The sequence below is a fragment of the Marinobacter xiaoshiensis genome (genome assembly GCF_031631795.1).
Lineage (GTDB): Bacteria > Pseudomonadota > Gammaproteobacteria > Pseudomonadales > Oleiphilaceae > Marinobacter > Marinobacter xiaoshiensis.
This window is the reverse complement of sequence record NZ_JAVMBO010000010.1, coordinates 298,652-322,290: the sequence shown is the minus strand read 5'-3', so window position 1 is coordinate 322,290 and position 23,639 is coordinate 298,652. Positions and strand designations below refer to the sequence as shown.

General features: G+C 52.6%; 16 protein-coding genes, 2 tRNA genes and 3 rRNA genes. 13 read left to right on the top strand and 8 right to left on the bottom strand.

Going from position 1 to position 23,639, the window contains the following annotated elements:
* Positions 1-86: 86 nt before the first annotated feature.
* The 5 genes from RKA07_RS09070 to rrf all read left to right on the top strand — a co-directional run bounded on the left by RKA07_RS09070 (position 87) and on the right by rrf (position 5,410).
* Positions 87-1,627 (top strand): 16S ribosomal RNA (locus RKA07_RS09070).
* Positions 1,628-1,734: 107 nt separating this feature from the next.
* Positions 1,735-1,811 (top strand) — tRNA-Ile (locus RKA07_RS09065).
* Between the two features lie 96 nt (positions 1,812-1,907).
* A tRNA-Ala gene (locus RKA07_RS09060) sits at positions 1,908-1,983 on the top strand.
* 328 nt (positions 1,984-2,311) lie between these two features.
* A 23S ribosomal RNA gene (locus RKA07_RS09055) occupies positions 2,312-5,207 on the top strand.
* 87 nt (positions 5,208-5,294) lie between these two features.
* Positions 5,295-5,410, top strand: a 5S ribosomal RNA gene (rrf, locus tag RKA07_RS09050).
* Together the 16S, 23S and 5S rRNA genes with 2 tRNA genes alongside form the textbook arrangement of a ribosomal RNA operon.
* Positions 5,411-5,507: 97 nt before the next feature.
* On the opposite strand, the gene RKA07_RS09045 is transcribed toward rrf, so the two are convergent.
* The 8 genes from RKA07_RS09045 to RKA07_RS09010 all read right to left on the bottom strand — a co-directional run bounded on the left by RKA07_RS09045 (position 5,508) and on the right by RKA07_RS09010 (position 16,894).
* Complete coding sequence (locus RKA07_RS09045; protein WP_200204100.1) at positions 5,508-6,188, bottom strand: sensor histidine kinase; 681 nt, start codon at positions 6,186-6,188, stop codon at positions 5,508-5,510.
* A complete protein-coding gene (locus RKA07_RS09040; protein WP_200204102.1) occupies positions 6,185-7,816 on the bottom strand; it encodes a tetratricopeptide repeat-containing response regulator in 1,632 nt (543 codons plus the stop codon). Before RKA07_RS09040 ends, RKA07_RS09045 begins: the two co-directional genes overlap by 4 nt.
* Positions 7,813-11,334 carry a hybrid sensor histidine kinase/response regulator gene (locus tag RKA07_RS09035; RefSeq protein WP_310966161.1) on the bottom strand — a complete coding sequence of 1,174 codons (3,522 nt, stop codon included), beginning with the start codon at positions 11,332-11,334 and terminating at the stop codon, positions 7,813-7,815. The genes RKA07_RS09040 and RKA07_RS09035 overlap by 4 nt, the downstream gene beginning before the upstream one ends.
* A 53-nt stretch (positions 11,335-11,387) precedes the next feature.
* A complete protein-coding gene (locus tag RKA07_RS09030; protein WP_200204115.1) occupies positions 11,388-11,897 on the bottom strand; it encodes a hypothetical protein in 510 nt (169 codons plus the stop codon).
* A 96-nt stretch (positions 11,898-11,993) separates the two neighbouring features.
* Complete coding sequence (locus tag RKA07_RS09025) at positions 11,994-13,775, bottom strand: sodium:solute symporter family protein (RefSeq protein WP_200204117.1); 1,782 nt, start codon at positions 13,773-13,775, stop codon at positions 11,994-11,996.
* A 4-nt stretch (positions 13,776-13,779) separates the two neighbouring features.
* Positions 13,780-14,043, bottom strand: a complete 264-nt coding sequence (locus RKA07_RS09020; protein ID WP_310966160.1) for a DUF4212 domain-containing protein — start codon at positions 14,041-14,043, stop codon at positions 13,780-13,782.
* 209 nt (positions 14,044-14,252) lie between these two features.
* Positions 14,253-14,960 carry a 3'-5' exonuclease gene (locus RKA07_RS09015; RefSeq protein ID WP_200204121.1) on the bottom strand — a complete coding sequence of 236 codons (708 nt, stop codon included), beginning with the start codon at positions 14,958-14,960 and terminating at the stop codon, positions 14,253-14,255.
* 17 nt (positions 14,961-14,977) lie between these two features.
* Complete coding sequence (locus tag RKA07_RS09010; RefSeq protein ID WP_200204130.1) at positions 14,978-16,894, bottom strand: putative nucleotidyltransferase substrate binding domain-containing protein; 1,917 nt, start codon at positions 16,892-16,894, stop codon at positions 14,978-14,980.
* A 198-nt stretch (positions 16,895-17,092) separates the two neighbouring features.
* On the opposite strand from RKA07_RS09010, the gene smrA reads away from it, so the two are divergent.
* From smrA to mtnC, 8 genes are all read left to right on the top strand, one after another.
* Positions 17,093-17,674 carry a DNA endonuclease SmrA gene (gene smrA, locus RKA07_RS09005; protein WP_200204132.1) on the top strand — a complete coding sequence of 194 codons (582 nt, stop codon included), beginning with the start codon at positions 17,093-17,095 and terminating at the stop codon, positions 17,672-17,674.
* A gap of 70 nt (positions 17,675-17,744) precedes the next feature.
* Complete coding sequence (locus RKA07_RS09000; RefSeq protein ID WP_200204134.1) at positions 17,745-17,936, top strand: membrane lipoprotein lipid attachment site-containing protein; 192 nt, start codon at positions 17,745-17,747, stop codon at positions 17,934-17,936.
* Positions 17,937-18,027: 91 nt separating this feature from the next.
* The gene (locus tag RKA07_RS08995; RefSeq protein ID WP_310966159.1) at positions 18,028-18,522 is read left to right on the top strand and encodes a (2Fe-2S)-binding protein; all 495 of its coding nucleotides are present in this window, start codon (positions 18,028-18,030) and stop codon (positions 18,520-18,522) included.
* Between the two features lies 1 nt (position 18,523).
* The gene (locus tag RKA07_RS08990; RefSeq protein WP_310966158.1) at positions 18,524-20,728 is read left to right on the top strand and encodes a xanthine dehydrogenase family protein molybdopterin-binding subunit; all 2,205 of its coding nucleotides are present in this window, start codon (positions 18,524-18,526) and stop codon (positions 20,726-20,728) included.
* Positions 20,721-21,758, top strand: a complete 1,038-nt coding sequence (locus tag RKA07_RS08985) for an XdhC family protein (protein WP_310966157.1) — start codon at positions 20,721-20,723, stop codon at positions 21,756-21,758. The genes RKA07_RS08990 and RKA07_RS08985 overlap by 8 nt, the downstream gene beginning before the upstream one ends.
* Positions 21,751-22,377 carry a methylthioribulose 1-phosphate dehydratase gene (locus RKA07_RS08980; protein ID WP_310966156.1) on the top strand — a complete coding sequence of 209 codons (627 nt, stop codon included), beginning with the start codon at positions 21,751-21,753 and terminating at the stop codon, positions 22,375-22,377. Before RKA07_RS08985 ends, RKA07_RS08980 begins: the two co-directional genes overlap by 8 nt.
* On the top strand, positions 22,374-22,934 hold the full coding sequence (locus RKA07_RS08975) for a 1,2-dihydroxy-3-keto-5-methylthiopentene dioxygenase (protein ID WP_310966155.1): 561 nt from the start codon (positions 22,374-22,376) through the stop codon (positions 22,932-22,934). The genes RKA07_RS08980 and RKA07_RS08975 overlap by 4 nt, the downstream gene beginning before the upstream one ends.
* A complete protein-coding gene (gene mtnC, locus RKA07_RS08970; protein WP_200204145.1) occupies positions 22,931-23,623 on the top strand; it encodes an acireductone synthase in 693 nt (230 codons plus the stop codon). Before RKA07_RS08975 ends, mtnC begins: the two co-directional genes overlap by 4 nt.
* Positions 23,624-23,639 lie beyond the last annotated feature (16 nt).

The window sequence follows — 23,639 nt, the reverse complement described above, 5'->3', positions numbered from 1 at the left end:
CAAGAAATACCAAGGCAAGCGACTCGTCGAAAATTGAGTTTTGTCTTGAGCAAAGGTTATAAGGTCTTCGGATCTTAATATGATTTAAACTGAAGAGTTTGATCATGGCTCAGATTGAACGCTGGCGGCAGGCTTAACACATGCAAGTCGAGCGGTAACAGGGGTAGCTTGCTACCCGCTGACGAGCGGCGGACGGGTGAGTAATGCTTAGGAATCTGCCCAGTAGTGGGGGACAACAGTCGGAAACGGCTGCTAATACCGCATACGCCCTTTGGGGGAAAGCAGGGGATCTTCGGACCTTGCGCTATTGGATGAGCCTAAGTCGGATTAGCTAGTTGGTGGGGTAATGGCTCACCAAGGCGACGATCCGTAGCTGGTCTGAGAGGATGATCAGCCACATCGGGACTGAGACACGGCCCGAACTCCTACGGGAGGCAGCAGTGGGGAATATTGGACAATGGGGGAAACCCTGATCCAGCCATGCCGCGTGTGTGAAGAAGGCTTTCGGGTTGTAAAGCACTTTCAGTGAGGAGGAAGGCCTTAAAGCTAATACCTTTAAGGATTGACGTTACTCACAGAAGAAGCACCGGCTAACTCCGTGCCAGCAGCCGCGGTAATACGGAGGGTGCAAGCGTTAATCGGAATTACTGGGCGTAAAGCGCGCGTAGGTGGTTGAGTAAGCGAGATGTGAAAGCCCCGGGCTTAACCTGGGAACGGCACTTCGAACTGCTCGGCTAGAGTGTGGTAGAGGGTAGTGGAATTTCCTGTGTAGCGGTGAAATGCGTAGATATAGGAAGGAACACCAGTGGCGAAGGCGGCTACCTGGACCAACACTGACACTGAGGTGCGAAAGCGTGGGGAGCAAACAGGATTAGATACCCTGGTAGTCCACGCCGTAAACGATGTCAACTAGCCGTTGGGGATCTTGAATCCTTAGTGGCGCAGCTAACGCACTAAGTTGACCGCCTGGGGAGTACGGCCGCAAGGTTAAAACTCAAATGAATTGACGGGGGCCCGCACAAGCGGTGGAGCATGTGGTTTAATTCGACGCAACGCGAAGAACCTTACCTGGCCTTGACATGCAGAGAACTTTCCAGAGATGGATTGGTGCCTTCGGGAACTCTGACACAGGTGCTGCATGGCCGTCGTCAGCTCGTGTCGTGAGATGTTGGGTTAAGTCCCGTAACGAGCGCAACCCCTATCCCTAGTTGCTAGCAGGTAATGCTGAGAACTCTAGGGAGACTGCCGGTGACAAACCGGAGGAAGGTGGGGATGACGTCAGGTCATCATGGCCCTTACGGCCAGGGCTACACACGTGCTACAATGGTACGTACAGAGGGTTGCAAACCCGCGAGGGGGAGCTAATCTCACAAAACGTATCGTAGTCCGGATCGGAGTCTGCAACTCGACTCCGTGAAGTCGGAATCGCTAGTAATCGTGAATCAGAATGTCACGGTGAATACGTTCCCGGGCCTTGTACACACCGCCCGTCACACCATGGGAGTAGATTGCACCAGAAGTAGTTAGTCTAACCTTCGGGAGGACGATTACCACGGTGTGGTTTATGACTGGGGTGAAGTCGTAACAAGGTAGCCCTAGGGGAACCTGGGGCTGGATCACCTCCTTAAACGAAGTCGAAGCTTCGGTCAGAGTCCACACGAATTACTTGGTTGATTGATAAAGAGAGCAAGGGTCTTTCAGGCCCGACTTGGCTTGTCTGTGGCAAGCAAAACCGGGTCTGTAGCTCAGGTGGTTAGAGCGCACCCCTGATAAGGGTGAGGTCGGTGGTTCAAGTCCACCCAGACCCACCAAAATCGCGTAGCTCGTCGTTGTGTCCGAACTTGCATAGCAGGCTATGCGGCGTCCGAACACGCCTAGATCTACACGATTTTACGAGATAGCTTTTGGGGGCTATAGCTCAGCTGGGAGAGCGCCTGCCTTGCACGCAGGAGGTCGGCAGTTCGATCCTGCCTAGCTCCACCAAATATTACTTGGTCACCTGACTTCGGTCAGTGTACAGAAACAAGTGTTTCAACGCTGTGAAGTTTGAAATCCTTCTTTCTGATCACTGGGTCAGATTTGCTCTTTAACAAATTGGACGAGATAGAACACGAAGACATTTTCTCATTATCTCCGAGAGAATGTGTTCAATGTGATAGCGATTTTTTCAAGCGTTATCCGGTGTTGTCGTTGAAGTGGTTGTGTATGACTTCGAGTGACTGTCTCTGAATGTTCCTGGAACATTGTCGCTTAACTTCGGTTAGGTGTCAGTCTTCTGTGTCATCAGTGATCAGTTGTCTTGGGGTTATATAGTCAAGCAACTAAGCGCATACGGTGGATGCCTTGGCAGTCAGAGGCGATGAAAGACGTGGAAGCCTGCGATAAGGTTCGGGGAGCTGGCAAACAAGCTGTGATCCGGACATTTCTGAATGGGGAAACCCACCCGATTTCGGTCGGGTATCTTGCACTGAATACATAGGTGTAAGAGGCGAACCGGGGGAACTGAAACATCTAAGTACCCCGAGGAAAAGAAATCAACCGAGATTCCCTAAGTAGCGGCGAGCGAACGGGGACTAGCCCTTAAGCTAGACAACTGGTAGGAGAAGGCTCTGGAAAGTGCCGCCATAGTGGGTGATAGCCCCGTATCCGAAACCTGAGTCTAGTGAAATCGAGTAGGACGGGACACGTGGTATCCTGTCTGAATATGGGGGGACCATCCTCCAAGGCTAAATACTCCTGACTGACCGATAGTGAACCAGTACCGTGAGGGAAAGGCGAAAAGAACCCCTGTGAGGGGAGTGAAATAGATCCTGAAACCGTATGCGTACAAGCAGTCGGAGCAGACTTGTTCTGTGACGGCGTACCTTTTGTATAATGGGTCAGCGACTTATGTTCAGTGGCGAGGTTAACCGTTTAGGGGAGCCGTAGGGAAACCGAGTCTGAATAGGGCGATTTAGTCGCTGGGCATAGACCCGAAACCGGGCGATCTATCCATGAGCAGGTTGAAGGTTGAGTAACATCAACTGGAGGACCGAACCCACTGTCGTTGAAAAGCCAGGGGATGACTTGTGGATCGGAGTGAAAGGCTAATCAAGCCCGGAGATAGCTGGTTCTCCCCGAAAGCTATTTAGGTAGCGCCTCGGACGAATACCACAGGGGGTAGAGCACTGTTTCGGCTAGGGGGTCATCCCGACTTACCAACCCGATGCAAACTCCGAATACCTGTGAGTACTATCCGGGAGACACACGGCGGGTGCTAACGTCCGTCGTGAAGAGGGAAACAACCCAGACCGCCAGCTAAGGTCCCCAAATTCCAGTTAAGTGGGAAACGATGTGGGAAGGCTCAGACAGCTAGGAGGTTGGCTTAGAAGCAGCCATCCTTTAAAGAAAGCGTAATAGCTCACTAGTCGAGTCGGCCTGCGCGGAAGATGTAACGGGGCTCAAACTGGATACCGAAGCTGCGGCTGCATACTTTGTATGCGGGGTAGGGGAGCGTTGTGTAAGCCTGCGAAGGTGAGTTGAGAAGCTTGCTGGAGGTATCACAAGTGCGAATGCTGACATGAGTAACGACAATGCGGGTGAAAAACCCGCACGCCGGAAGACCAAGGGTTCCTGCGCAACGCTAATCGGCGCAGGGTGAGTCGGCCCCTAAGGCGAGACCGAAAGGTGTAGTCGATGGGAAACGGATTAATATTTCCGTACCTTGGATAGCTGCGATGGAGAGACGGAGAAGGCTAGGTGAGCCGGGCGACGGTTGTCCCGGTTTAAGCGTGTAGGGAGTGGGTTTAGGCAAATCCGGATCCACAATCCTGAGACGTGACGACGAGCACCCTTTTACGGGAGCGAAGTCATTGATGCCCTGCTTCCAGGAAAATCTTCTAAGCTTCAGGCTATTCGAGACCGTACCCCAAACCGACACAGGTGGTCAGGTAGAGAATACCAAGGCGCTTGAGAGAACTCGGGTAAAGGAACTAGGCAAAATGGTGCCGTAACTTCGGGAGAAGGCACGCTGGTGGTATGTGAAGTTCCTCGCGGACGGAGCAGAAGCCAGTCGAAGATACCAGGCCCCTGCGACTGTTTATTAAAAACACAGCACTGTGCAAACACGAAAGTGGACGTATACGGTGTGACGCCTGCCCGGTGCCGGAAGGTTAATTGATGGGGTTAGCATTCGTGCGAAGCTCTTGATCGAAGCCCCGGTAAACGGCGGCCGTAACTATAACGGTCCTAAGGTAGCGAAATTCCTTGTCGGGTAAGTTCCGACCTGCACGAATGGCGTAACGATGGGGGCGCTGTCTCTACCCGAGACTCAGTGAAATTGAAATCGCCGTGAAGATGCGGTGTATCCGCGGCTAGACGGAAAGACCCCGTGAACCTTTACTATAGCTTCACAGTGAACTTTGAATATGTTTGTGTAGGATAGCTGGGAGGCTTTGAAGCGTGAACGCCAGTTTGCGTGGAGCCAACCTTGAAATACCAGCCTGGCATGTTTGAGGTTCTAACTCTGGTCCCTTATCGGGATCGAGGACATTGTGTGGTGGGTAGTTTGACTGGGGCGGTCTCCTCCTAAAGCGTAACGGAGGAGCACAAAGGTGGGCTAAGTACGGTCGGACATCGTACGGTTAGTGTAATGGCACAAGCCCGCTTAACTGCGAGACTGACACGTCGAGCAGGTACGAAAGTAGGTCATAGTGATCCGGTGGTTCTGTATGGAAGGGCCATCGCTCAACGGATAAAAGGTACTCCGGGGATAACAGGCTGATACCGCCCAAGAGTTCACATCGACGGCGGTGTTTGGCACCTCGATGTCGGCTCATCACATCCTGGGGCTGAAGCCGGTCCCAAGGGTATGGCTGTTCGCCATTTAAAGTGGTACGCGAGCTGGGTTTAGAACGTCGTGAGACAGTTCGGTCCCTATCTGCCGTGGACGTTGGAGATTTGAGGAAAGTTGCTCCTAGTACGAGAGGACCGGAGTGAACGAACCTCTGGTGTTCGGGTTGTCACGCCAGTGGCACTGCCCGGTAGCTATGTTCGGACAGGATAACCGCTGAAAGCATCTAAGCGGGAAGCCCCTTCCAAGATGAGATCTCCCTGGACCCTCGAGGTCCCTAAAGAGCCGTTCAAGACCAGGACGTTGATAGGTCGGGTGTGTAAGCGCTGCGAGGCGTTGAGCTAACCGATACTAATTGCTCGTGCGGCTTGACTATATAACACCCAAGACAATTGTCTGGATAACGTCGAAAAAATCATCATCACACTCGTTCTATCCCGTCCCCCAGTGATCAACCGTTTTGTCTGACGACCATAGCGGCTTGGAACCACCTGATCCCATCCCGAACTCAGAAGTGAAACAGGCCTGCGCCGATGGTAGTGTGGCATTTGCCCATGTGAGAGTAGGTCATCGTCAGACTCTTAAGTCCAAACCCCAGCTTCTTGCGAAGCTGGGGTTTTTTTATGCCTGAAATAAATCAGATAGCTCGGACTTATTGAAATAGTTAAAAAAACACTTAAGGAAGCCATATCTCGAAAACACCACCACCCAATTCACCGCCATTGTGGAGCTTGATGTAGCCCTTTCGATCTCCTTCGCTATGAAGGTTGGCGACAGCAGATACGAAGAAGAGACCAAGGCTGGTACTTCCTGTATTAAAATCTAAAGACTTGAAGCTAAGGGTCCCTGTATGTTGCATACTTTCGGGGTATCCCTCTCCATCGTCTTCTACCCGGATTACAAGGTAACCTTCACGTTCGGCTGCAGTTAGTTTGATCTCGCTCTTTGTATACCGTATAGCGTTGTTGATGGTGTTGTTCAGGACCCCTGTAAGTAGATCTGTATCAAAGAAACCGTTTATATCGTCGGACTCAATAGAGCACTCAATTCCCAACCCCTCCAGAAGCGGTGTATGCCTGGCAAGGTGTTCAGACAAAAACTCAGAAACGGAATGTTCTTCTATATGGGCTGACAGGTTATTTTCGCCTAGCCGGTATATTCCCAGAAGCTGTACCAGATCGTTGTGTATTCGCTCAGCTTCGTATTGGAGAGTATTAAACTTTGAGGACTCGGTAAGCTTTGCTTCATTTTCTGCTCGAAGTTCGTCCAGTGAGTTGAGCAGCATCCCCAGCGAGTTTTTCATATCATGTACCGCCAGAGCGAGAACCATAGAAAAGTCGATGTTTCGGTTTTTCATAGGGTTAGTGCCTTCAGTTTTCGTTGTAGAGCCAGGTAGCGCCTGTATTGCCCATGCTGCTCAGGAAGATCATCCAAACGACTAATATGTTGCTGGCAGCGATCAGTCAGCTTGTCGATCGAGCCGGTATCTTCATGTTGTTTGATTAAGACCTGTATCAGATTCAGGTTAAGGGCGGGGTGATCTGGAATTATCTCAAGTGCTTTAGAGAAGGTTTCCTCTGCCTCTTTAAGTGCTCCGGATTCGAAAGCTGCGATCCCCTCCCGGTTAAGGCCGCGGGCTTTGATCTTCATGCGAAAGCTGACGGGTTCGTCTAACAGGCTTTCGATCTTTCTGGCTGCTTCAGGATCTTCACCATAGCTTTCGTGTAGGCGTGCCAGCAGCGTTTTTGCCTCCCTTACGTTGTCCAGGCGATACAAGGTTTTTGCGTAGTCCAGCCCCATCTCCAACTCCAGTGGGTGAATCTCGCTTAGCCTCTCGCTGATGCTTTCCAGCATTGAATTAGCTTTCTCCACTTCCCCGCGTCCTGCCTGTATTCTGCATTGGATAACCAGGCTATGAAGTTCAAGGGTTTTACTTTCCGAAAACTGTCTTTCCATGCTGGCAAGAACTGATATGGCTTCATGTGCTAATGCTTGGCTCCCTTCATCCGTATCACCATCGCTCAGGTCGCAAAGCGCGTGAGCTAGTGCTATATGGTGGTCGGGACTGTGATGAATGGAGTGAGCACCAAGACGAACCGTTTGCCGCCATGCTTCTGTAGCTGTTTCCATGTCCTGATTGGCTTCTGCCAGCTCCGCCAAGTGCTTTTGACGAAGCAGGGCGTTTGGGGAGCGGGTTGTTGCCAGTTCCAGAACGTTCTGGGCTTGCCCTGAGCGGTTTTGACGTTCCAGTCCCTCTGCCAAAAGGTCGTAGGCCTCCATATAGTCCGGGTGGCTCTTAATCAATTTTCGCAAGCTTTCAACTGCTTCGTCGTAGCGATGGTTCGCAAGGAGCACTTTATTGCGTCCGACTCGGGCCCATGAAAGTTCGCGCTGGGAAAGAACCTCGTCATACACCTTGATTGCGTAGGATAGATCCCCTAACAGGAAATAGAGTTCTCCCAAGGTTTTCATTAACCATGTTTTGTACCGCGGTAGTCGCGAGAGGGCTGCATTGCAAAGCGAAATGGCTTCCGGATAATTTTCCCGGTCTATTTCGCGGTTGATCGGGAGTAAAGCGTTGCGTTGACTTATCAGGCTGCTAAGACGCTTTTCCAGCATTGCGTGGTTGATTGGCTTCGTGAGGTAGGCATCTGGTTGGTATTCTCGGGCGCCCATTACCATTTCTCTGGATGACTCCGACGTGACCATGAGAAACAGGGAGGACCTTTTCAAAAGCTTTTTATGACGCAGCTCCTCTAAAATGTGTTGGCCGTTTTTGCCCTTGCCCAAGTTATAGTCACAGAGCACTACATCAACGTGGTTGTAGGTGCAATATTCAATGGCGGGTTTGGCATGGGCCACCAGCTCAACATTATCTGCACCGCAGCTGCGAAGCATATGACGCATAGAGATCCTGAAGTTCTCAAAGTCGTCAACGACCAGGTAAGACAGCTTTCCAAAAACATTTTCGTTGGGATCACTCATGAGCGTTTCTGTTTCAGTAACTTATTCACCATAGCTCTCAAAGCTGCGGGTTTAACCGGTTTATAGAGGATCTGATAACCACGATCAATAGCATCCTCCCGCACTTCCGGAGCCATATACCCTGTTATGAGAATGCCTGGTACGTCGTGTTGAACCGATTCGCGTATGGAATCCATTGCGTCCAGCCCGTTTTTATCGTCATCAAGCTGGTAATCCGCAAGTATAATGTCGGGCGTCCTGCCTTCTAGCTTTTCCAAGGCATTTTCCAGGCTCTCAGCAGGTGTGATATCGCACCCCCAGTTTCCTAATAAGGCGACCATTCCCTGCAGTATTGCAGGGTCGTTATCGATGCAGAGAACGTTCAGGCCACCAAGACTGGAAACGCGGCGAGAGGTTTTTGCGGTAATCTTCTCTGTGGCTTGGTGAGCCTCGCCGGCCTGCGCAAGTGGAACGGTTACTGCAAAGACACTGCCTTTGCCCTGCACTGATTGCACACTTACAGGGTAGTCCAACATTCCGCTGATACGGTCGACGATTGCTAAACCCAGGCCTAAACCTTTTTTGTCCTTTCCATGCTGAAAGCGGCGGAATTCCTCGAAAATCAGGGTTAGCTGGTCTTCCGGTATACCCGGGCCTGTATCCCAAACCTCTATGCGCAGGTAACCTTTCAGGCGCCTGCATCCCATCAGGATTTTACCTTTCGTCGTATAGCGAATTGCGTTGGAAAGGAAGTTTTGTATCACCCGTCTGAGCAGTTTTGCGTCTGAGTATATCCATGCGGTGCTAGGTACTACATGCAGCTTTAGGCCTTGGTCCTCTGCAATCGCTGTAAAGTCAGTTGCCAGGTGGCGCATAATATCGTTAACCGGAAAAGCACCAAGGTCTGGTTCCAGAGCGCCTGCGTCGAGTTTGGAAATATCAAGGAGGGTGCTGATGATCTCTTCTGCTGCACCGAGTGAACTGTCGATGTGATCAACAAGTTCTCCTATCTCAGTGCTGGTGGCTTTGCCAGCAAGTGCTGAAGTAAAAAGGCGAGCGGCATTGAGGGGCTGCAGGAGGTCGTGACTGGCGGCGGCCAGAAAGCGGGTTTTACTTTGGTTCGCCTTCTCAGCAACCGACTTGGCTTTGAGCATCTGCTCGTTGATTACCTGCAGTTCCTGAGTTCGTTCTTTGACACGCTGTTCAAGATAGGTGTTGGTCTCTTTCAGGGCCTGCTCAGTACGGCGCATGGCTGTAATATCCTGAAATGTCGTGACATAGCCGCCACCGGGGATTGGGCTGCCATCTATCTTGACGACGGTTCCGTCAGGCCTCTGACGCTCATAGGATATGCGTTTGCCTTCGCGCATGCTGGCGTAGTGGTCGGAGATGATTTCATCAATACGCCGTGCTGGCAGGTGGACGTTCGTCAGGTTATACCGCATCAGGTCTTCTGCAGGCCTACCGGCTTTCACAAACCCTTTCGGATAGCTGAAAAGCTCAAGGTAGCGTTGATTCCAGACCACTACTTGCTGCTGCTGGTTTACCACTGATACGCCAAGACTGATATTCTCAATAGCCGATTGCAGCAGTTCCCGGCTGAAAGTCATGGCTTGCGAGGCTTCATCAACGATGCTGACCACGTCTTCGATCTGCATGTCGCGGCCCGTGAGGGTCGATTCCAGCACAACCCTGGCTGTAGATGCCCCAATCACCGACGCAAGCTGGCGTTCTACATATTTCATCAGGTGGGAGGATGCAGGGCGATGCAGATGCAGCCTCACTGCATTGCGGCGCTCATAATTATGAAAAATGGTCTCAGAGCGCTCCTCACCCATAAACCTGTCGCTAAGTGCTTGCAGGTCTGATGTGAGTATTTCACCTTGCCAGCTTTGGTGATGGACCGTATCGCCTTTTGGATGCGGGTCCTGAAAGAATGAGGCAATCTGTATTTTCTCGCGCACTCTTTGCTGGGTTACCAGTGAAAGCAGCACGTAAACCAGAGTGTTTGTGCCCAAGCTCCAGATAATTCCGTGGCTGGTCTCGTCGAGGTCCAGTCCGAAAAGAGCGGTCGGTCTGGTCCAGCTTAGTCCCCATATACCTTCGTTAATGAGTGAATCACTAAACCAGCCTGTTGATGCCAAGGCGGGAAGCAAAAGAGTGTAGCACCATATAAGAAATCCCAGGCCCAGCCCCCAAGCTGCGCCGGTGGCATTTCCGCGCCGCCACAGAATACCGCCTACCAAAGCAGGCCCAAATTGGGCGGCTGCAGCGAAAGATAAAAGTCCGAACGAGGTCAGGCTGTAATCTTCTCCCGCCATACGGTAAAAACCATAAGCCGTCAGCAGAACCACAAAAATAGCCACTCTGCGAATACCCAATAGCAGAGAACTCAGGTCGGCTTGCCGGTTCATCCTGGGACGGAAGAACTTCAGCAGGGCAGGCATGATGATTTCATTGCTTACCATGGTGGCGATGGCAACGGAGCAAACGATAACCATGGCAGCAGCTGCTGAGCCGCCGCCGAGGAACGCGAGAATCGCCAGCCACTCTTTGCCGGCCATAATTGGTAGCTGCAGAATGAGAATGTCCGGGTTACTTGCAATTGCTTCTGGCGCCAAAAGACCAGCGGCTGCAATGGGCAGAACAAAGGCGCTGGCCACAATGAGATAGACGGGCATTGCCCAGCGAGCGACTTCGAAGTCCCGGTGATCGGCGTTCTCGACTACCATTACGTGGAACTGTCTTGGCAGACAGATAATGGCAAGCATGGCAACGAGTGTCTGGGTGATGAACGCAGGCGCTTCAAGGCCATCGGTTGTAAGAATGCCGGTCAGGTCGGCTTCCTTTATATTACCTACCAAGTCGCCAAAGCCATTATAAAGCCCATACCCAACGAATAGCCCAACAGCTACAAAGGCAATAAGTTTGATCAGTGATTCAAATGCCACGGCCTGAATCATGCCGCGGTGGTGCTCTGTAGATTCCAAATGACGAGTGCCAAAAAGAACGGTAAATGCAGTTAGCGCGAGGGTAATGTACCAGGCCGCGTCGCTCCAGGCTGCTGTGCTTAACTCCTGGCTACCTGTGCCAGTGTTGGACAGCACACTAAAGCCCATTGCGATGGCTTTCAGCTGCAGTGCGATGTATGGCACGCTGCCAATCAGCGCAAAGGCCGCAATCATGGCGGCTAGCAGCTGGGACTTGCCATAGCGAGAAGCAATAAAGTCTGCGATAGAGGTGCTGTTGTTGCGCTTGCTAATATAAATGATACGTCTCAGCAGTGGCGCACCGAATACAAAGACCAGCAAGGGGCCCAGGTAGATAGGCAGAAAACCCAGGCCTTCTTGAGTGGCTCGGCCTACGGCTCCATAGAATGTCCAGGAAGTAAAATAGACGGCCAAAGACAGCGAATAAACATGCGTTCTGGCGAAGCGCCGGCTATAAAGTCCTGGATGCTTATCACCCGCCCAAGCGATGATAAACAGGATAGATATGTAGGTGATGGAAATTAAAACCAGCAGCCAGACACTAATCATATTTCTTTGTTTCCGTCAGGTAGGGCGGGTTACCAGGTCTTAATACCAGAATGTCAGCTGGAACATACCGTTGAATAAAGTTCGTCACTCCTCTCCAGGACCTTGAGGTTGTCTATTCGCGGTGTTCCGTCTGAGCCGAGAGGAACGAGCTCGCGAGTCGCACAGTTAATGATATGTACCCTGTGAGAAACGGCATCCGTTATCTTCTGTTCGAAGCGATACAGTGTAAATCTGACGATATTCGGATTGCTGGTATCTCCCCGGCCGATGCTGTTTGTGTCCACCGTAGAAAACGCAGTTACATAAGGATAGACCAGAGACCATGGGCGCCAGAAGATGCCTTTCCGCTCAGTGCTAACGACTACGGCTTCATCAGGCAGGCGCGATTGCTTGTGGTCAAACCAGGTGTATTCTCCGTAAATCAAATAACCAAGCATACCGATGCCGGCAAATACCGGAATTATCCATTTAGGCGCCATATTGCGGGTTGCGACCCGGATGCCTAAAGCAATACCAGCGGCACCCAGCCCGCAAAAAACGGTGGCGACAAGAGTCCAGAACATAAAATATTTTCCTTAAAAAAGAACGGGCTCCCTCATTGAGGAAGCCCGTCCAGAACAACCTGACAACTCGTTGAGTCAATCAGGCCAGAGTATTACTTAGTGGTCTTGAGCTTGTCCGGCACCGCGTGGGTAACGAACGCTTTCAACCAGCTCCTGAATCTCAACGGGCGGCTCATCAGTTGCATTGGATACAACGAAGGCTACCGCAAAGTTAACCAGTGCACCAATAGCACCGATCGACAGGGGAGAGATTCCCAATACCCAGTTTGCAGGCGTGTCCGCAAGGTTAGCTGTGCCTGGAATGAAGAACCATCCTTTGTACACAAAGATATACGAAAGGGTGAACACCAAACCGCTCAACATGCCCGCAATAGCACCGGTATTGTTAATACGCTTGGAGAATATGCCCATCATCAGAGCGGGGAACAGTGAGGCTGCCGCGATACCGAAAGCCAGCGCTACAACCTGAGCTGCAAACCCGGGTGGATTGGCACCGAGGTAGGTTGCAACAACAATTGCTATAGCCATGGAGATACGGGCTGCCAGCAGTTCGCCTTTATCCGTGATGCCCGGATTGATTGAGCCTTTGATCAAGTCATGGCTCACTGCCGAAGATATGGCTAACAGGAGGCCCGCCGCTGTTGATAGTGCGGCAGCAAGGCCACCCGCAGCAATCAAGCCGATAACCCAGCCAGGGAGGTTAGCGATTTCGGGGTTGGCGAGTACGATGATGTCGCGGTTCACATCAAGCTCATTGCCTTTCCAGCCACGAGCTTCCGCCTTAGCCTGGAACGCTGTGCCGGGGGCGTCGGATGCATCATTGTACATCTGGATGCGGCCGTCTTCGTTTTTGTCTGTGAACTTGATCAGGCCAGTAACTTCCCATTCCTTAACCCACTGTGGGCGGTCTTCATATTTAATGGGTTCGGCTGCAGTGCCATCCGGGTATACGGTTGTCATCAAGTTCAGTCGAGCCATGGATGCAACCGCAGGTGCTGTCAGGTACAGCAAGGCGATGAACACCAAAGCCCAGCCAGCAGACCAGCGCGCATCAGCAACCTTCGGAACTGTGAAGAAGCGGATGATAACGTGAGGAAGGCCTGCTGTACCGATCATCAGGGTCAGGGTGAACAGAACCATGTTGAGGTGGCTGTCAACATCAGCAGAATACTCGCTGAAACCAACATCAGTAATAACCTGGTTCAGCTTGTCGAGAATCGGCATGCCAGAATCAAGGTGTGTTGAGAACAGGCCCAGTGCCGGAATTGGGTTGCCGGTCAACTGGAAGGAAATGAATACAGCTGGAATCGTATAGGCAACGATCAATACGCAGTACTGGGCAACCTGGGTGTAGGTGATACCTTTCATCCCGCCGAGTACGGAATAGATGAAGATAACGACAGCAGCAATCATCAAGCCTGTTGTGGAGTCAACTTCCAGGAAGCGAGAGAAAGCCACGCCGGCACCAGCCATCTGGCCGATTACGTACGTCAGGGAGGCAACAATCAGGCAGATTACAGCAACCAGACGAGCTTTTTTGCTGTAGAAACGATCGCCGATAAATTCCGGAACCGTAAACTTGCCGAATTTACGCAAGTAAGGTGCAAGTAGCATGGCTAGCAGAACGTATCCACCAGTCCAGCCCATCAGGTAGGCGGAGCTTGCGTAGCCACTGGCGGCAATAATACCTGCCATGGAAATAAAGGATGCCGCAGACATCCAGTCGGCACCAATAGCCATGCCGTTCGTAATAGGGTGAACGCCGCCGCCAGCAACGTAGAAGTCTTTTGTACTTCCGGCCTTGGCCCAGACAGCAATGAGTATGTAGATGAGGAAGGACCCACCTACAAACATGATGTTGATTGCAAATTGGCTCATACGCTTACTCCTCGTCCACGCCGAATTGTTTATCGAGCCTGTTCATGCGCCACGCGTAGTGGAAGATGAGTCCAATGAACGTGAGAATAGAACCCTGTTGGGCAAACCAGAAACCCAAATCGGTTCCGCCGATTGGGATACCTGAAAGCATAGGGCGCAGAACGATTCCAAAACCGTATGAGACCAGAGCCCAGACAATCAGGCTCCCTAATATAAGGCGAAGGTTCGCCTTCCAGTACTTTTCAGCATCGTAGCTATGACCTGACATAGGATTACTCCTGTCTTGTTGTTGTTTGTCTGCAGTGGGTATTTTGTGAGCTGAGAGAGCCAGAGAGTTTATTATTCATATTAGTACTTCCCCTACTTGTTCTCTTGACTGACTCTACCGGGAAGGTGACATATAGATATTGGCAAAAAGTCTAATTTTGGGTTGTTTGCGGTCGTAAGCGTCGGTTTCAGAAAGGGCGGCTGGCGCAATCACACCCCGTGAATGCTTTGCAGTCGGCGATGGTAGCGTAGTTTATCATGCAGCTCCTTCAGGGTTTTCAAGCCGCTTTTATGGGCCTTGTTCAGCGCGATGAGGGTTAACTCGGCAGTCGCCAGGGCATCGGAAGCAGCATGGTGTCTGGCACTGACCTCAAGGCCAAAAAAGTCTGCCCAGTGATCAAGCCCCTTGCCTCCGGTGAGGGCGTCCGGAAAGAATGCAGGTAACAGATCTGCCACATCCATCCAAGTGTGGTTTCGGGTATAGCCGAGCTCAGCTTTCAGGGTTTTCTCCAAAAACTTTTGATCAAATGCAGAGTGATATGCGAGCACCGGATCACCGTTCATCCATTCCAGCAAAAACAGTAATGCGTCCTCGGTTTCGTGGCCTTGAGTGAGAGCTTCCGGCCCGATGCCGTGAATCAGTACTGTCTCGGTTATGTCCAGTTCAGGGCGCCGCAAAATCAGATCGAATTGGTCGCTGAGATCTATAGCCCCTCCGTTGATGGCCACTGCACCAACGGCAATGACCTCATCCTTGCTTGCATTCAAGCCTGTGGTCTCTAGATCCAGTACTATCAGGCGGCACTCTGAGAGCAGTTGATCCCCGGGGACTTTGGGGTTGGGTGTCTTCTCTGGCGCAATGTTGCCAGTCTGGCCACCGCGGCGGCGTTCAATCCACTGCTTGATCTGTTCCAACATGGGACGGCGGCCTGGGTTCAGAGTTGATAGGTAACTTCGAGTTTCTGTTGCAGGCGTTGGGCCTGCCGGAAAGACTCACGGAGAATTCGCCTGTCCAGCGGATTCAGATCGTCCGGATCTATGTAGTTGGTGAGTTCGTCTCCGCGCTCCAGCATTTCCTGATGGGAACGCATGCGGATAGCCTGTATGAGGCTGTAGGCATCTTTCCATGCGTTAGCATCTTTTGCATCGAAAACGCCTGCTTTCGTAAGGTCGTCCATTCTTTCAAGTGTGTTTGCGCTTTTTACTCCATTGGCCAAGGCAAACACGCGTACTGACTCCACAAAAGGCGCAAGGCCTTGGCGCTTCAAATCGAGACTGCGCTTTTTGCCGTCCGTGACATAACGAAAATTGCGGAACATGGTTAGCGGTGGCTTCCTCTGAAATGCGTTGCCTGCCAGCATTTTCTGGAACAGGGCGTTTTTCTGGATTCTAGTGAGCACTTTATCGAGGAGTTCATCCAGCGAGTCTGTTGGGCCATAAATGGCCCTCATATCCAGGAAGATGGATGAATACACAAGGTTTTGTGGGGTGGAGGCGTCTATGAACCGGACGAACCAGTCGTCCCATTCGCGGTCGCTCAGGCACAACTTTGGGTTGCTGGCCATGATGTTGCCTTTGCACAGAGTGAATCCGCACTCTGCAAGCTCATCGTTAACGACCCGGGCAAATGGCAGCAGCTTTTCCCGCACCTGATCTTCCGTCATGCCGTCAGGCGTCTGAAACAGGATGCCGTTGTCCTGGTCGGTCAGCAGAGTTTGCTCTTGCCGGCCCTCACTGCCGAATGTGAGCCAGGTAAAGGGTATGCCCGGGTCATTTTTCTTGATGTTAAGCTCAAGCACACGGCGCACAGTAACGTCGTTAAGCGTGGTTATGATCTTCACAACTTGCCCTGAATCAGCACCGTGGGCCAGCATGGCATCTACCAGTCGTGAAACGTCTGTGCGCAGGCTAACCAGAGTTCTCAAGTGGGTTGCGGTGCCAATTGTTCTGGCCAGGCTAACCAGATCCACTCGCTGCAGGGAAAACAGGTCTCGCTCGGATACCATTCCAATCAAGCAGTTATTCTCGTCCACCAGGCACAGGTGCGAAAAATGGTGTTCTGCCATTAGCATGGCTGCGGCAAAAGCATCTGCCGTTGCGGGCAGACAGCAAGGATCTTTTGTCATGATCTGGCGTACCGGGGCATCCAGAGAGCAGGTGTCTTCTGCAATCATGGTGCGCAGGTCCCGGAGGGTGAAAATCCCGGCGGGGTGCCGGTTATCATCAGTGATAACAATGCTGCCAACGTTATTCTCATGCATCCTGGCAACAGCTTTACGCACAGGCAAATCCGGCGTACATACAATCGGATTGCGAAGCGCATAACGGTCTAGAGGGGTGCTCAGGGATATGCTGGAGCCCATTGATGCCATTGCGCCGGTTTGTATGCGCTGGTTCACTTGGTCGAGCAGACTGCTTACGCCACGCAAACAAAAGTCACGGAAGGGCTCGCTTTCGGATATCAGGGTAATAAAGGCATCCTGTTCGATGCTCAGGCAGAAGGTGTCTCCGGCCGCGCGATGCAGTGTCCGGGTGGGCCGTTCGCCTACAATGGCCGCCAGAGGAAAGCACTCGCCAATACTTATTTCGAAGGTGGTCTCGGTTTTGTCGGCTTTGTCATTATGGCGTTCGCCGCGAATCCGTCCCTGTTTAACAACGTAGAATCTGTTAACAACACCATCTTCTGCAGCGAGAACAACATCACCATCGGCATAGAAACGCAGCGTGGCGTGTTCTGCAAAGTGCGCGAGGTGGTCATCGTCCATGTTGGAGAAGGGTGCATGTGCTTGCAGGAAGACCATAATGGAGCGGGTATTCTGCGGTCGTGTATTGTCCTGGTTGGAAGCTGCCATGGCCGTTCCGCTCTTTCGTTATTATTGTGAGTTTACAGTGTAGAACACTGGACCGCGTCTCCACCCTACGATTTTGGTCGAATCTGCGACCGCTCTTAAAATGCGTGGAGCAACTACGAGTAATCCCCCAGCTTTCTTTATGGAAGGACTGGCGGGTGGTAAGGTCTATTCATTCAGCAGGTTATTGAAAGCACGGCCATGATTACCAAAAATGATCGCCTCAGTTTTCTTGAGGAAATGAAGGATGTCAGACGCATCCGAAAGCCCAATCGGGCAGAGATAACTTCGCCCCGAGAGTTGACGCCTGGCCATTTGGAGCGCCAACGTTCTGCTGTGGAAAAGCCCCTCAAAGATGCCAATCCTCTCACCGCCGACTTTGTTGAGCCCTTGACCGCGCACGATATCCTTAGTTGGCAGCGCCCAGGTATACAGAATGGTGTTTTTCGCAAGCTTCGGCTAGGGCAGTATCCCATCGAGGCGAGGCTCGATCTTCATCGTATGACAGTTGAGGAAGCCCGCAAAGAGGTATACCAGTTTATTGAAGATTGTGTCCGGTACGGCCTGCGATCCGTCATAATTCTTCATGGCAAGGGTGAACGCAATCCTGATGGCATAGCTCAGCTCAAAAGCTATCTCGCCAAATGGTTGCCAGAACTCTTGGCGGTAATGGCATTCCATTCGGCCCAAAAGCGCCATGGAGGAACCGGGGCGGTGTATGTCATGGTGCGTAAAAGCGATAAGGAAAAACAGCGTAACCGGGAATTATATGGATCAGGCTAGTACTGCGCTTTTTGTTTTGTGCACCGGGGCTGAAACCAAAGCTGTAACAAACTGAATTTAGGAGTTTTCTATGAAAAAAATCTCATTGATAATATTTGTTGTTCTCGCGCTGGCGGGCTGCAAAGACCGTGTAATCTGGGATGACAACGGTAAGCTCGAAGAAAAGACGCAGAATCGTGAAATTTGGGATTCTAAAGGAAAGATGAATAAAGGTGAGCGCGAAGTCTGGGTTAATAAAGACGGCGAAAAGGTTGTGAAGTAAAGCCTATATTCAAGCCAGTTAAACGGCCTCCGACTACATAAAACAAAGAACCTGGCGAGAAGCCGGGGAAAAAGAGCGGGAGAGAGCAGGCATGGCACTGAGCCTTACAGTTAACGGCGAACAGTGGTCGCTGGATATTGAGGGTGATACCCCTCTTTTATGGGTATTGCGTGACGAACTTGGGCTCAAGGGTACAAAGTTTGGGTGTGGCGTGGGGCTTTGCGGTGCCTGCACGGTGCATCTGAATGGGCAGCCAGTGCGCTCCTGTTCGACACCAGTAGAGATGGCTGTTGGTGGTGAGGTGACGACCATAGAGGGTTTGGCGGAAGAGGGTCAGTTGCACGCCCTGCAAAAAGCATGGATTGCAGAGGGGGTGCCCCAGTGTGGCTATTGCCAGTCTGGCCAGATAATGAGTGCTGCACATCTTCTTGCAACCAATTCGGCACCTGCCCGGAACGATATTGTTGCTGCCATGACCGGTAACCTTTGCCGTTGTGGCACCTACTCTCGAATCATTGCCGCGGTTGAGTCAGTGGCAGGAAATTCTCTGGCATACGATGCCTCTGGCACCGGAGAAGGAAACTGATATGACGATGAACCGACGTGATTTTCTGAAGGTGGGTGCAGGTGCATCCGGGTCATTGATGCTGTCCCTCTCACTCCCGGGTTGTTCCGGAATGCCGACAGGCTACAAGGAAGAAACGGGTGAGTGGAAACCGGATGCCTGGCTTGAGATAACGAATACGGACGACATTCATTTTACTCTGGCCCGAGTCGAAATGGGGCAGGGTACCTATACCGGCCTGACCACTCTGATTGCAGAAGAGCTGGAAGTTGACCCGGAGGCGATCACCCCCAGATTCGCGCCAGTGGCGTCGGAGTATCGTAACCCCTTGTACAAGCTGCAGCTCACGGGTGGCAGTACCAGTATATCCACCAGCTGGGAGCCGCTCCGTACGGCCGGGGCTTCGGCGCGGCAAATGCTCATTATGGCGGCTGCCAGGGTCTGGAATGTGGATGCGGATAAGTGCACCGCACGCCAGGGCCGGGTATTTCACCCCAATGGCCTGGATTCCTTGCGCTACGGACAGTTGGTAGAGCTAGCCTCCAAAGAGGTTATTCGCGGGGATGTTGCACTCAAGCCTGCCAGTGAGTGGAAGTACATTGGTAAGCAGCGAGGCAGGCTTGATGCCCGTGCCAAGTCTACAGGCACTGCGGTTTACGGAATAGATGTTGAGCTCCCTGGCATGGTTTACACCGTGGTAAGCCGGCCGCCTCAATACGGTGGTCGTGTAAAGGCCTTTAATGAAAGTGAAGTACGCGCCATGCGGGGTGTTCTTGATGTGTTTGAGATTGAACGCGGTGTGGCCATTGTTGCTGACAAGTACTGGAGTGCCCGAAAAGCCCAGAACGCGTTGAAAGTAGAATGGGACAACTCGGATGCCTTCTCGCTTTCCACTAGCGAGGTGTTCGTTTCCTACCGAAAGGCAGCCGACAAAGATCGCGGCAAGTCAGAGCGTAGCGAAGGCGACTATGAGGGGGCTGTAAAAAAGGCCGGTAAGGTATTTGAGGCAGAGTACAGCCAGCCCTACCTGGCCCACTCAACACTGGAGCCGATGAATGCCACGGCGTGGTACAAAGGTGACAGCATCGAAGTTTGGGCACCTACACAGGCTCCGGATCTTGGCCGAATTGCAGCGGCTCGGGTAACTGATCTTTCCCCAGGTGATGTCACGATTCATACCACGTTTCTCGGTGGCGGGTTCGGTCGCCGCTTGACTCAGGATTTCATCGAAGAGGCTGCAGCAGTTGCCTATCGGGTAAAGAAGCCGGTGAAACTTATCTGGTCGCGGGAAGAGGATACGCAGCACGACCTGTATCGCCCCGCTATGTTGCACCGGATGCAGGCTAGCCTTGAAGCTGATCAGCTGACTGGCTGGCATCACCAGATCGTTGGTCCCCAGTTGCTGGATTGGTATGTGCGTAATGCCGCGCCGGCCCAATACCCCTGGGCACCCAAGTTCATGTACGACACCCTGGGCAAGGTTGGCTTGCTAGCCGAAGGGATAGCGACCCCCAAGGACATGTCTGCGATTGAGGGGGCTATTGAGTACCCCTACAACGTAGAGAATCTTGATGTTCGACACACCCATACCGACCCCGGCGTCCCTGTCACTTTTTGGCGATCAGTGGGTTACTCCCATAACGGTTTTGCCGTTGAAACCTTTATGGATGAGCTGGCACACGAAACTGGAGAAGATCCCTATCAGTTCCGTCGCAAGCTATTGAAAGGCCAGCCCCGGCACTTGGACGTCCTCGACAGGGCTGTGCGAATGGCCGGCTGGGATACCCCGGTTCCGGAAGGTCGCGGGCGAGGCATAGCACTGTTCAAGAGCTTTGGAACCTTTGTGGCGCAAGTGGTCGAAGCTGGTATAGAGAAGGGTGCCATCAAGGTTTACAAGGTGGCCTGTGCTGTGGACTGCGGCCAAGTGGTGAACCCACGCATTGTGGAAGACCAGATTGAAGGCGGGATTATCTTTGGACTGACGGCAGCCCTTTACGGCGAGATAAGCTTCGAGGGTGGCAAAGTGCAGCAGAGCAACTTCCACGATGTTCAGTTGATGCGGCAGTACGAGCGGCCAGAAGTAACGGTGGATATAGTGCCGAGTACCGAATCGCCAACTGGTGTTGGTGAGCCAGGGGTGCCGCCGGTTATCCCTGCACTGGGCAACGCGCTGTTCGCACTGACCGGCAAACGCCAACGCACCTTGCCTCTGAAAGCAGATGCCTGACGCACCAGCATCACAGATGACCAGTGGCCACGAATCGGTAGTCAAAGATGTTTTGTCATGGCTTGAGCAAGGCAGGCGGGTGTGGCTGTGCACTATTGTGGAAACCTGGGGCTCATCGCCCCGGCCCGCCGGGTCCTGGCTTGCGGTTAGTGATTCAGGGCAGTGGAGTGGTTCGGTGTCTGGCGGCTGCCTGGAAGAGGATCTTCTACGCCGAACTGTGGCAGAGGGCGCGGATTACCCGGTGGTCGTGGACTATGGCATTACCGACGGTGATCGTGACCATTTCCGGCTGCCCTGTGGCGGTCGCATCCGGTTACTGGTGGAACCCTTGGGCAGCACCGCATCGACCAGAAGCGGCGCGCTAGAGCATGTGCGGCAGTTGGCGGAGTCCTTGAGGAGCCGCCAGCCTGTAGCTCGGAGAGTCAGTCTGCAAGGCGTAGTTGAACTGGAGTTACCGGAGCCAGCTGCTCAGCCAGGTATTATGTTTGATGGTGAAGAGCTGCTCCAGACACTGCAGCCGGAGTGCAGGTTACTGCTGATAGGGGCAGGTGAGGTGGCGCGATATGTGGCTGAATTTGCGACTGCTGCGGATTTCACCGTAACCCTTTGCGAGCCGCGGGAAGCTTTTTCCTCTGGTTGGGGGTACCCGCACCTGCCACTCGACCGGCGCTTGCCAGATGATCTGGTCGCCGAGTCTTTTAATGATAGCTGGTGCGGAGTCTTGGCCCTGGCCCATGATCCGAGAATAGACGATATGGGTCTGCTGGCGGCCTTGCAGTCGTCGGCATTTTATGTGGGTGCCATGGGCTCTAAACGAACCTCTGACACCCGGCGGGAGCGGTTGTTGTCACTTGGGCTTGGTGAGGCAGATTTGCAGCGCCTAAGGGCACCGATTGGCATTAACATTCCCAGTAAAACCCCCGCAGAAATTGCCATTTCTGTTGTTGCTGATCTGATTGCAGCACGGCATCATTTGCGCATAACTCACGAGCCATGCGCTTCATATTCTGGAAAGGAAAACCGTGTTTGATGTAAACCAATACGCTGTTGTTGCCGACTCCATCGCAGATGCCGGGCGTTTTCTGTACGAGCGTGGCTGGTCTCCGGCCACAAGCAGCAACTACTCTGCCCGAGTAGATCAGGATCATATTGCTATTACAGTGTCTGGCCGCCACAAAGGTCAATTGGGTGCAGGGGATGTCATGGTGGTCGATATTCAGGGCAGGCCGGTACAAAGTGACAGCCGCGCGTCTGCAGAAACCTTGCTGCACACGGCGTTGTATCAGGTATTTCCGGATGCTGGCGCGGTTCTTCACACGCACTCTGTTAATGCAACGGTGCTAAGCAGGTTGGTGCCAGCAGGGGAGCTTCTGACATTTGATGGCTACGAACTGCAAAAGGCGTTTGATGGCGTGGAAACCCACGAGACAGCGGTGACGGTTCCGGTTTTCGACAACACCCAGGATATTGAAGCTTTGGCCAAGGATACCCAGGAATGGTTCCTGAAACACCCTGAGCAACCCGGTTACCTGATTCGCGGGCACGGGCTGTATACCTGGGGTAAAACCATGGCGGATTGCCTTCGGCATGTGGAGGCCTTTGAGTTTCTTTTCGAGTGTGAGCTTGCAACTATGAGGGTTCGCCCATGACGACATTGAGCATTTTTGACGCACATAACCCGGAAGCTGCGCCGGCAATCACCCATGATCCAGGTGAGATAGCCGCTCAGCTGAACAGCAAGGGTGTCCGTTTTGAACGCTGGCCCACCCAGAACCTGCCGGCGGATGCAGCACCGGTGGAGATTCTGGAAGCCTACAGCGCTGAAATCGCGAAGCTGAAGGCCGAAAGCGGTTTTCAGACTGCCGACGTGATCAGCCTGAACCCGGATAACCCCCAGAAGGAGGCTTTCCGGAAGAAGTTTCTGGATGAGCATACCCACAGCGAGGATGAAGTGCGTTTTTTCGTTCGTGGTCAGGGCATATTCTATCTGCATCTTGGCGATCAGGTGTTTGCTGTTCAGTGCCAGAAGAACGATCTGATCAGCGTGCCTGAAGGCACTCGACACTGGTTTGATATGGGGCCGGAGCCGGAGTTTACCTGCATCCGCCTGTTTACCAATCCTGAAGGCTGGGTCGCGGAGTTCACCGGGGACAATATTGCCGGGCAATTACCGCGCTATGAAGCTCTGGAAGGAGAGGCCGTATGATTCGCGTGATTCTTACCGACATTGAAGGCACAACCAGTTCCATTTCCTTTGTGCACGATGTGCTGTTTCCCTATGCCGCCGAGCATCTGCCGGAATTTATCCGCAAACATTGGGATAGCCCGGAAGTGTCGGAACAACTGGATGGAGTGGCAAAAGAGTCTGGTGCAGATCGCGAGGATGCCGGGGCATTGATCGAAGCACTGCAAGGGTGGATTCGTGAAGACCGCAAGGCTACATCGCTCAAGGCGCTTCAGGGCATGGTTTGGGAGCAGGGCTACCAACAAGGTGAGCTCAACGGCCATATCTACGAAGACGCCGCCCAATACCTGCAGCACTGGCACGACCGTGGTCTGCGTTTGTACGTTTACTCGTCTGGTTCGGCGAAAGCCCAAAAACTTATTTTTGGTTTTACCACGTCTGGCGATTTCACACCGTTTTTCTCTGGTTATTTCGACACCCGGATTGGTGGAAAGAGAGAGCCGGAAGCTTACCGGAACATTCTTGAGGAGCTCGGTGTAGAGGGCGCGACTGTCCTGTTTCTCTCGGATGTTGAGGCTGAACTTGTGGCAGCAGAAGCCGCAGGTATGAAAACTGCCTGGCTGATCCGGGATGGTGATTTGCCCGAAACAGAGCGTTTTGTCGCCCGGGATTTCGCCGAGGTAGACGCTGCCTTGCTGCGGAAGCGGTAGTCGTTCGCTCGCAAGC

Coding starts and splice junctions, on each gene's coding strand:
- RKA07_RS09045 (WP_200204100.1), bottom strand. CDS start 6,188: ATGAAAAACCGAAACATCGACTTTTCTATGGTTCTCGCTCTGGCGGTA.
- RKA07_RS09040 (WP_200204102.1), bottom strand. CDS start 7,816: ATGAGTGATCCCAACGAAAATGTTTTTGGAAAGCTGTCTTACCTGGTC.
- RKA07_RS09035 (WP_310966161.1), bottom strand. CDS start 11,334: ATGATTAGTGTCTGGCTGCTGGTTTTAATTTCCATCACCTACATATCT.
- RKA07_RS09030 (WP_200204115.1), bottom strand. CDS start 11,897: ATGTTCTGGACTCTTGTCGCCACCGTTTTTTGCGGGCTGGGTGCCGCT.
- RKA07_RS09025 (WP_200204117.1), bottom strand. CDS start 13,775: ATGAGCCAATTTGCAATCAACATCATGTTTGTAGGTGGGTCCTTCCTC.
- RKA07_RS09020 (WP_310966160.1), bottom strand. CDS start 14,043: ATGTCAGGTCATAGCTACGATGCTGAAAAGTACTGGAAGGCGAACCTT.
- RKA07_RS09015 (WP_200204121.1), bottom strand. CDS start 14,960: ATGTTGGAACAGATCAAGCAGTGGATTGAACGCCGCCGCGGTGGCCAG.
- RKA07_RS09010 (WP_200204130.1), bottom strand. CDS start 16,894: ATGGCAGCTTCCAACCAGGACAATACACGACCGCAGAATACCCGCTCC.
- smrA (WP_200204132.1), top strand. CDS start 17,093: ATGATTACCAAAAATGATCGCCTCAGTTTTCTTGAGGAAATGAAGGAT.
- RKA07_RS09000 (WP_200204134.1), top strand. CDS start 17,745: ATGAAAAAAATCTCATTGATAATATTTGTTGTTCTCGCGCTGGCGGGC.
- RKA07_RS08995 (WP_310966159.1), top strand. CDS start 18,028: ATGGCACTGAGCCTTACAGTTAACGGCGAACAGTGGTCGCTGGATATT.
- RKA07_RS08990 (WP_310966158.1), top strand. CDS start 18,524: ATGACGATGAACCGACGTGATTTTCTGAAGGTGGGTGCAGGTGCATCC.
- RKA07_RS08985 (WP_310966157.1), top strand. CDS start 20,721: ATGCCTGACGCACCAGCATCACAGATGACCAGTGGCCACGAATCGGTA.
- RKA07_RS08975 (WP_310966155.1), top strand. CDS start 22,374: ATGACGACATTGAGCATTTTTGACGCACATAACCCGGAAGCTGCGCCG.
- mtnC (WP_200204145.1), top strand. CDS start 22,931: ATGATTCGCGTGATTCTTACCGACATTGAAGGCACAACCAGTTCCATT.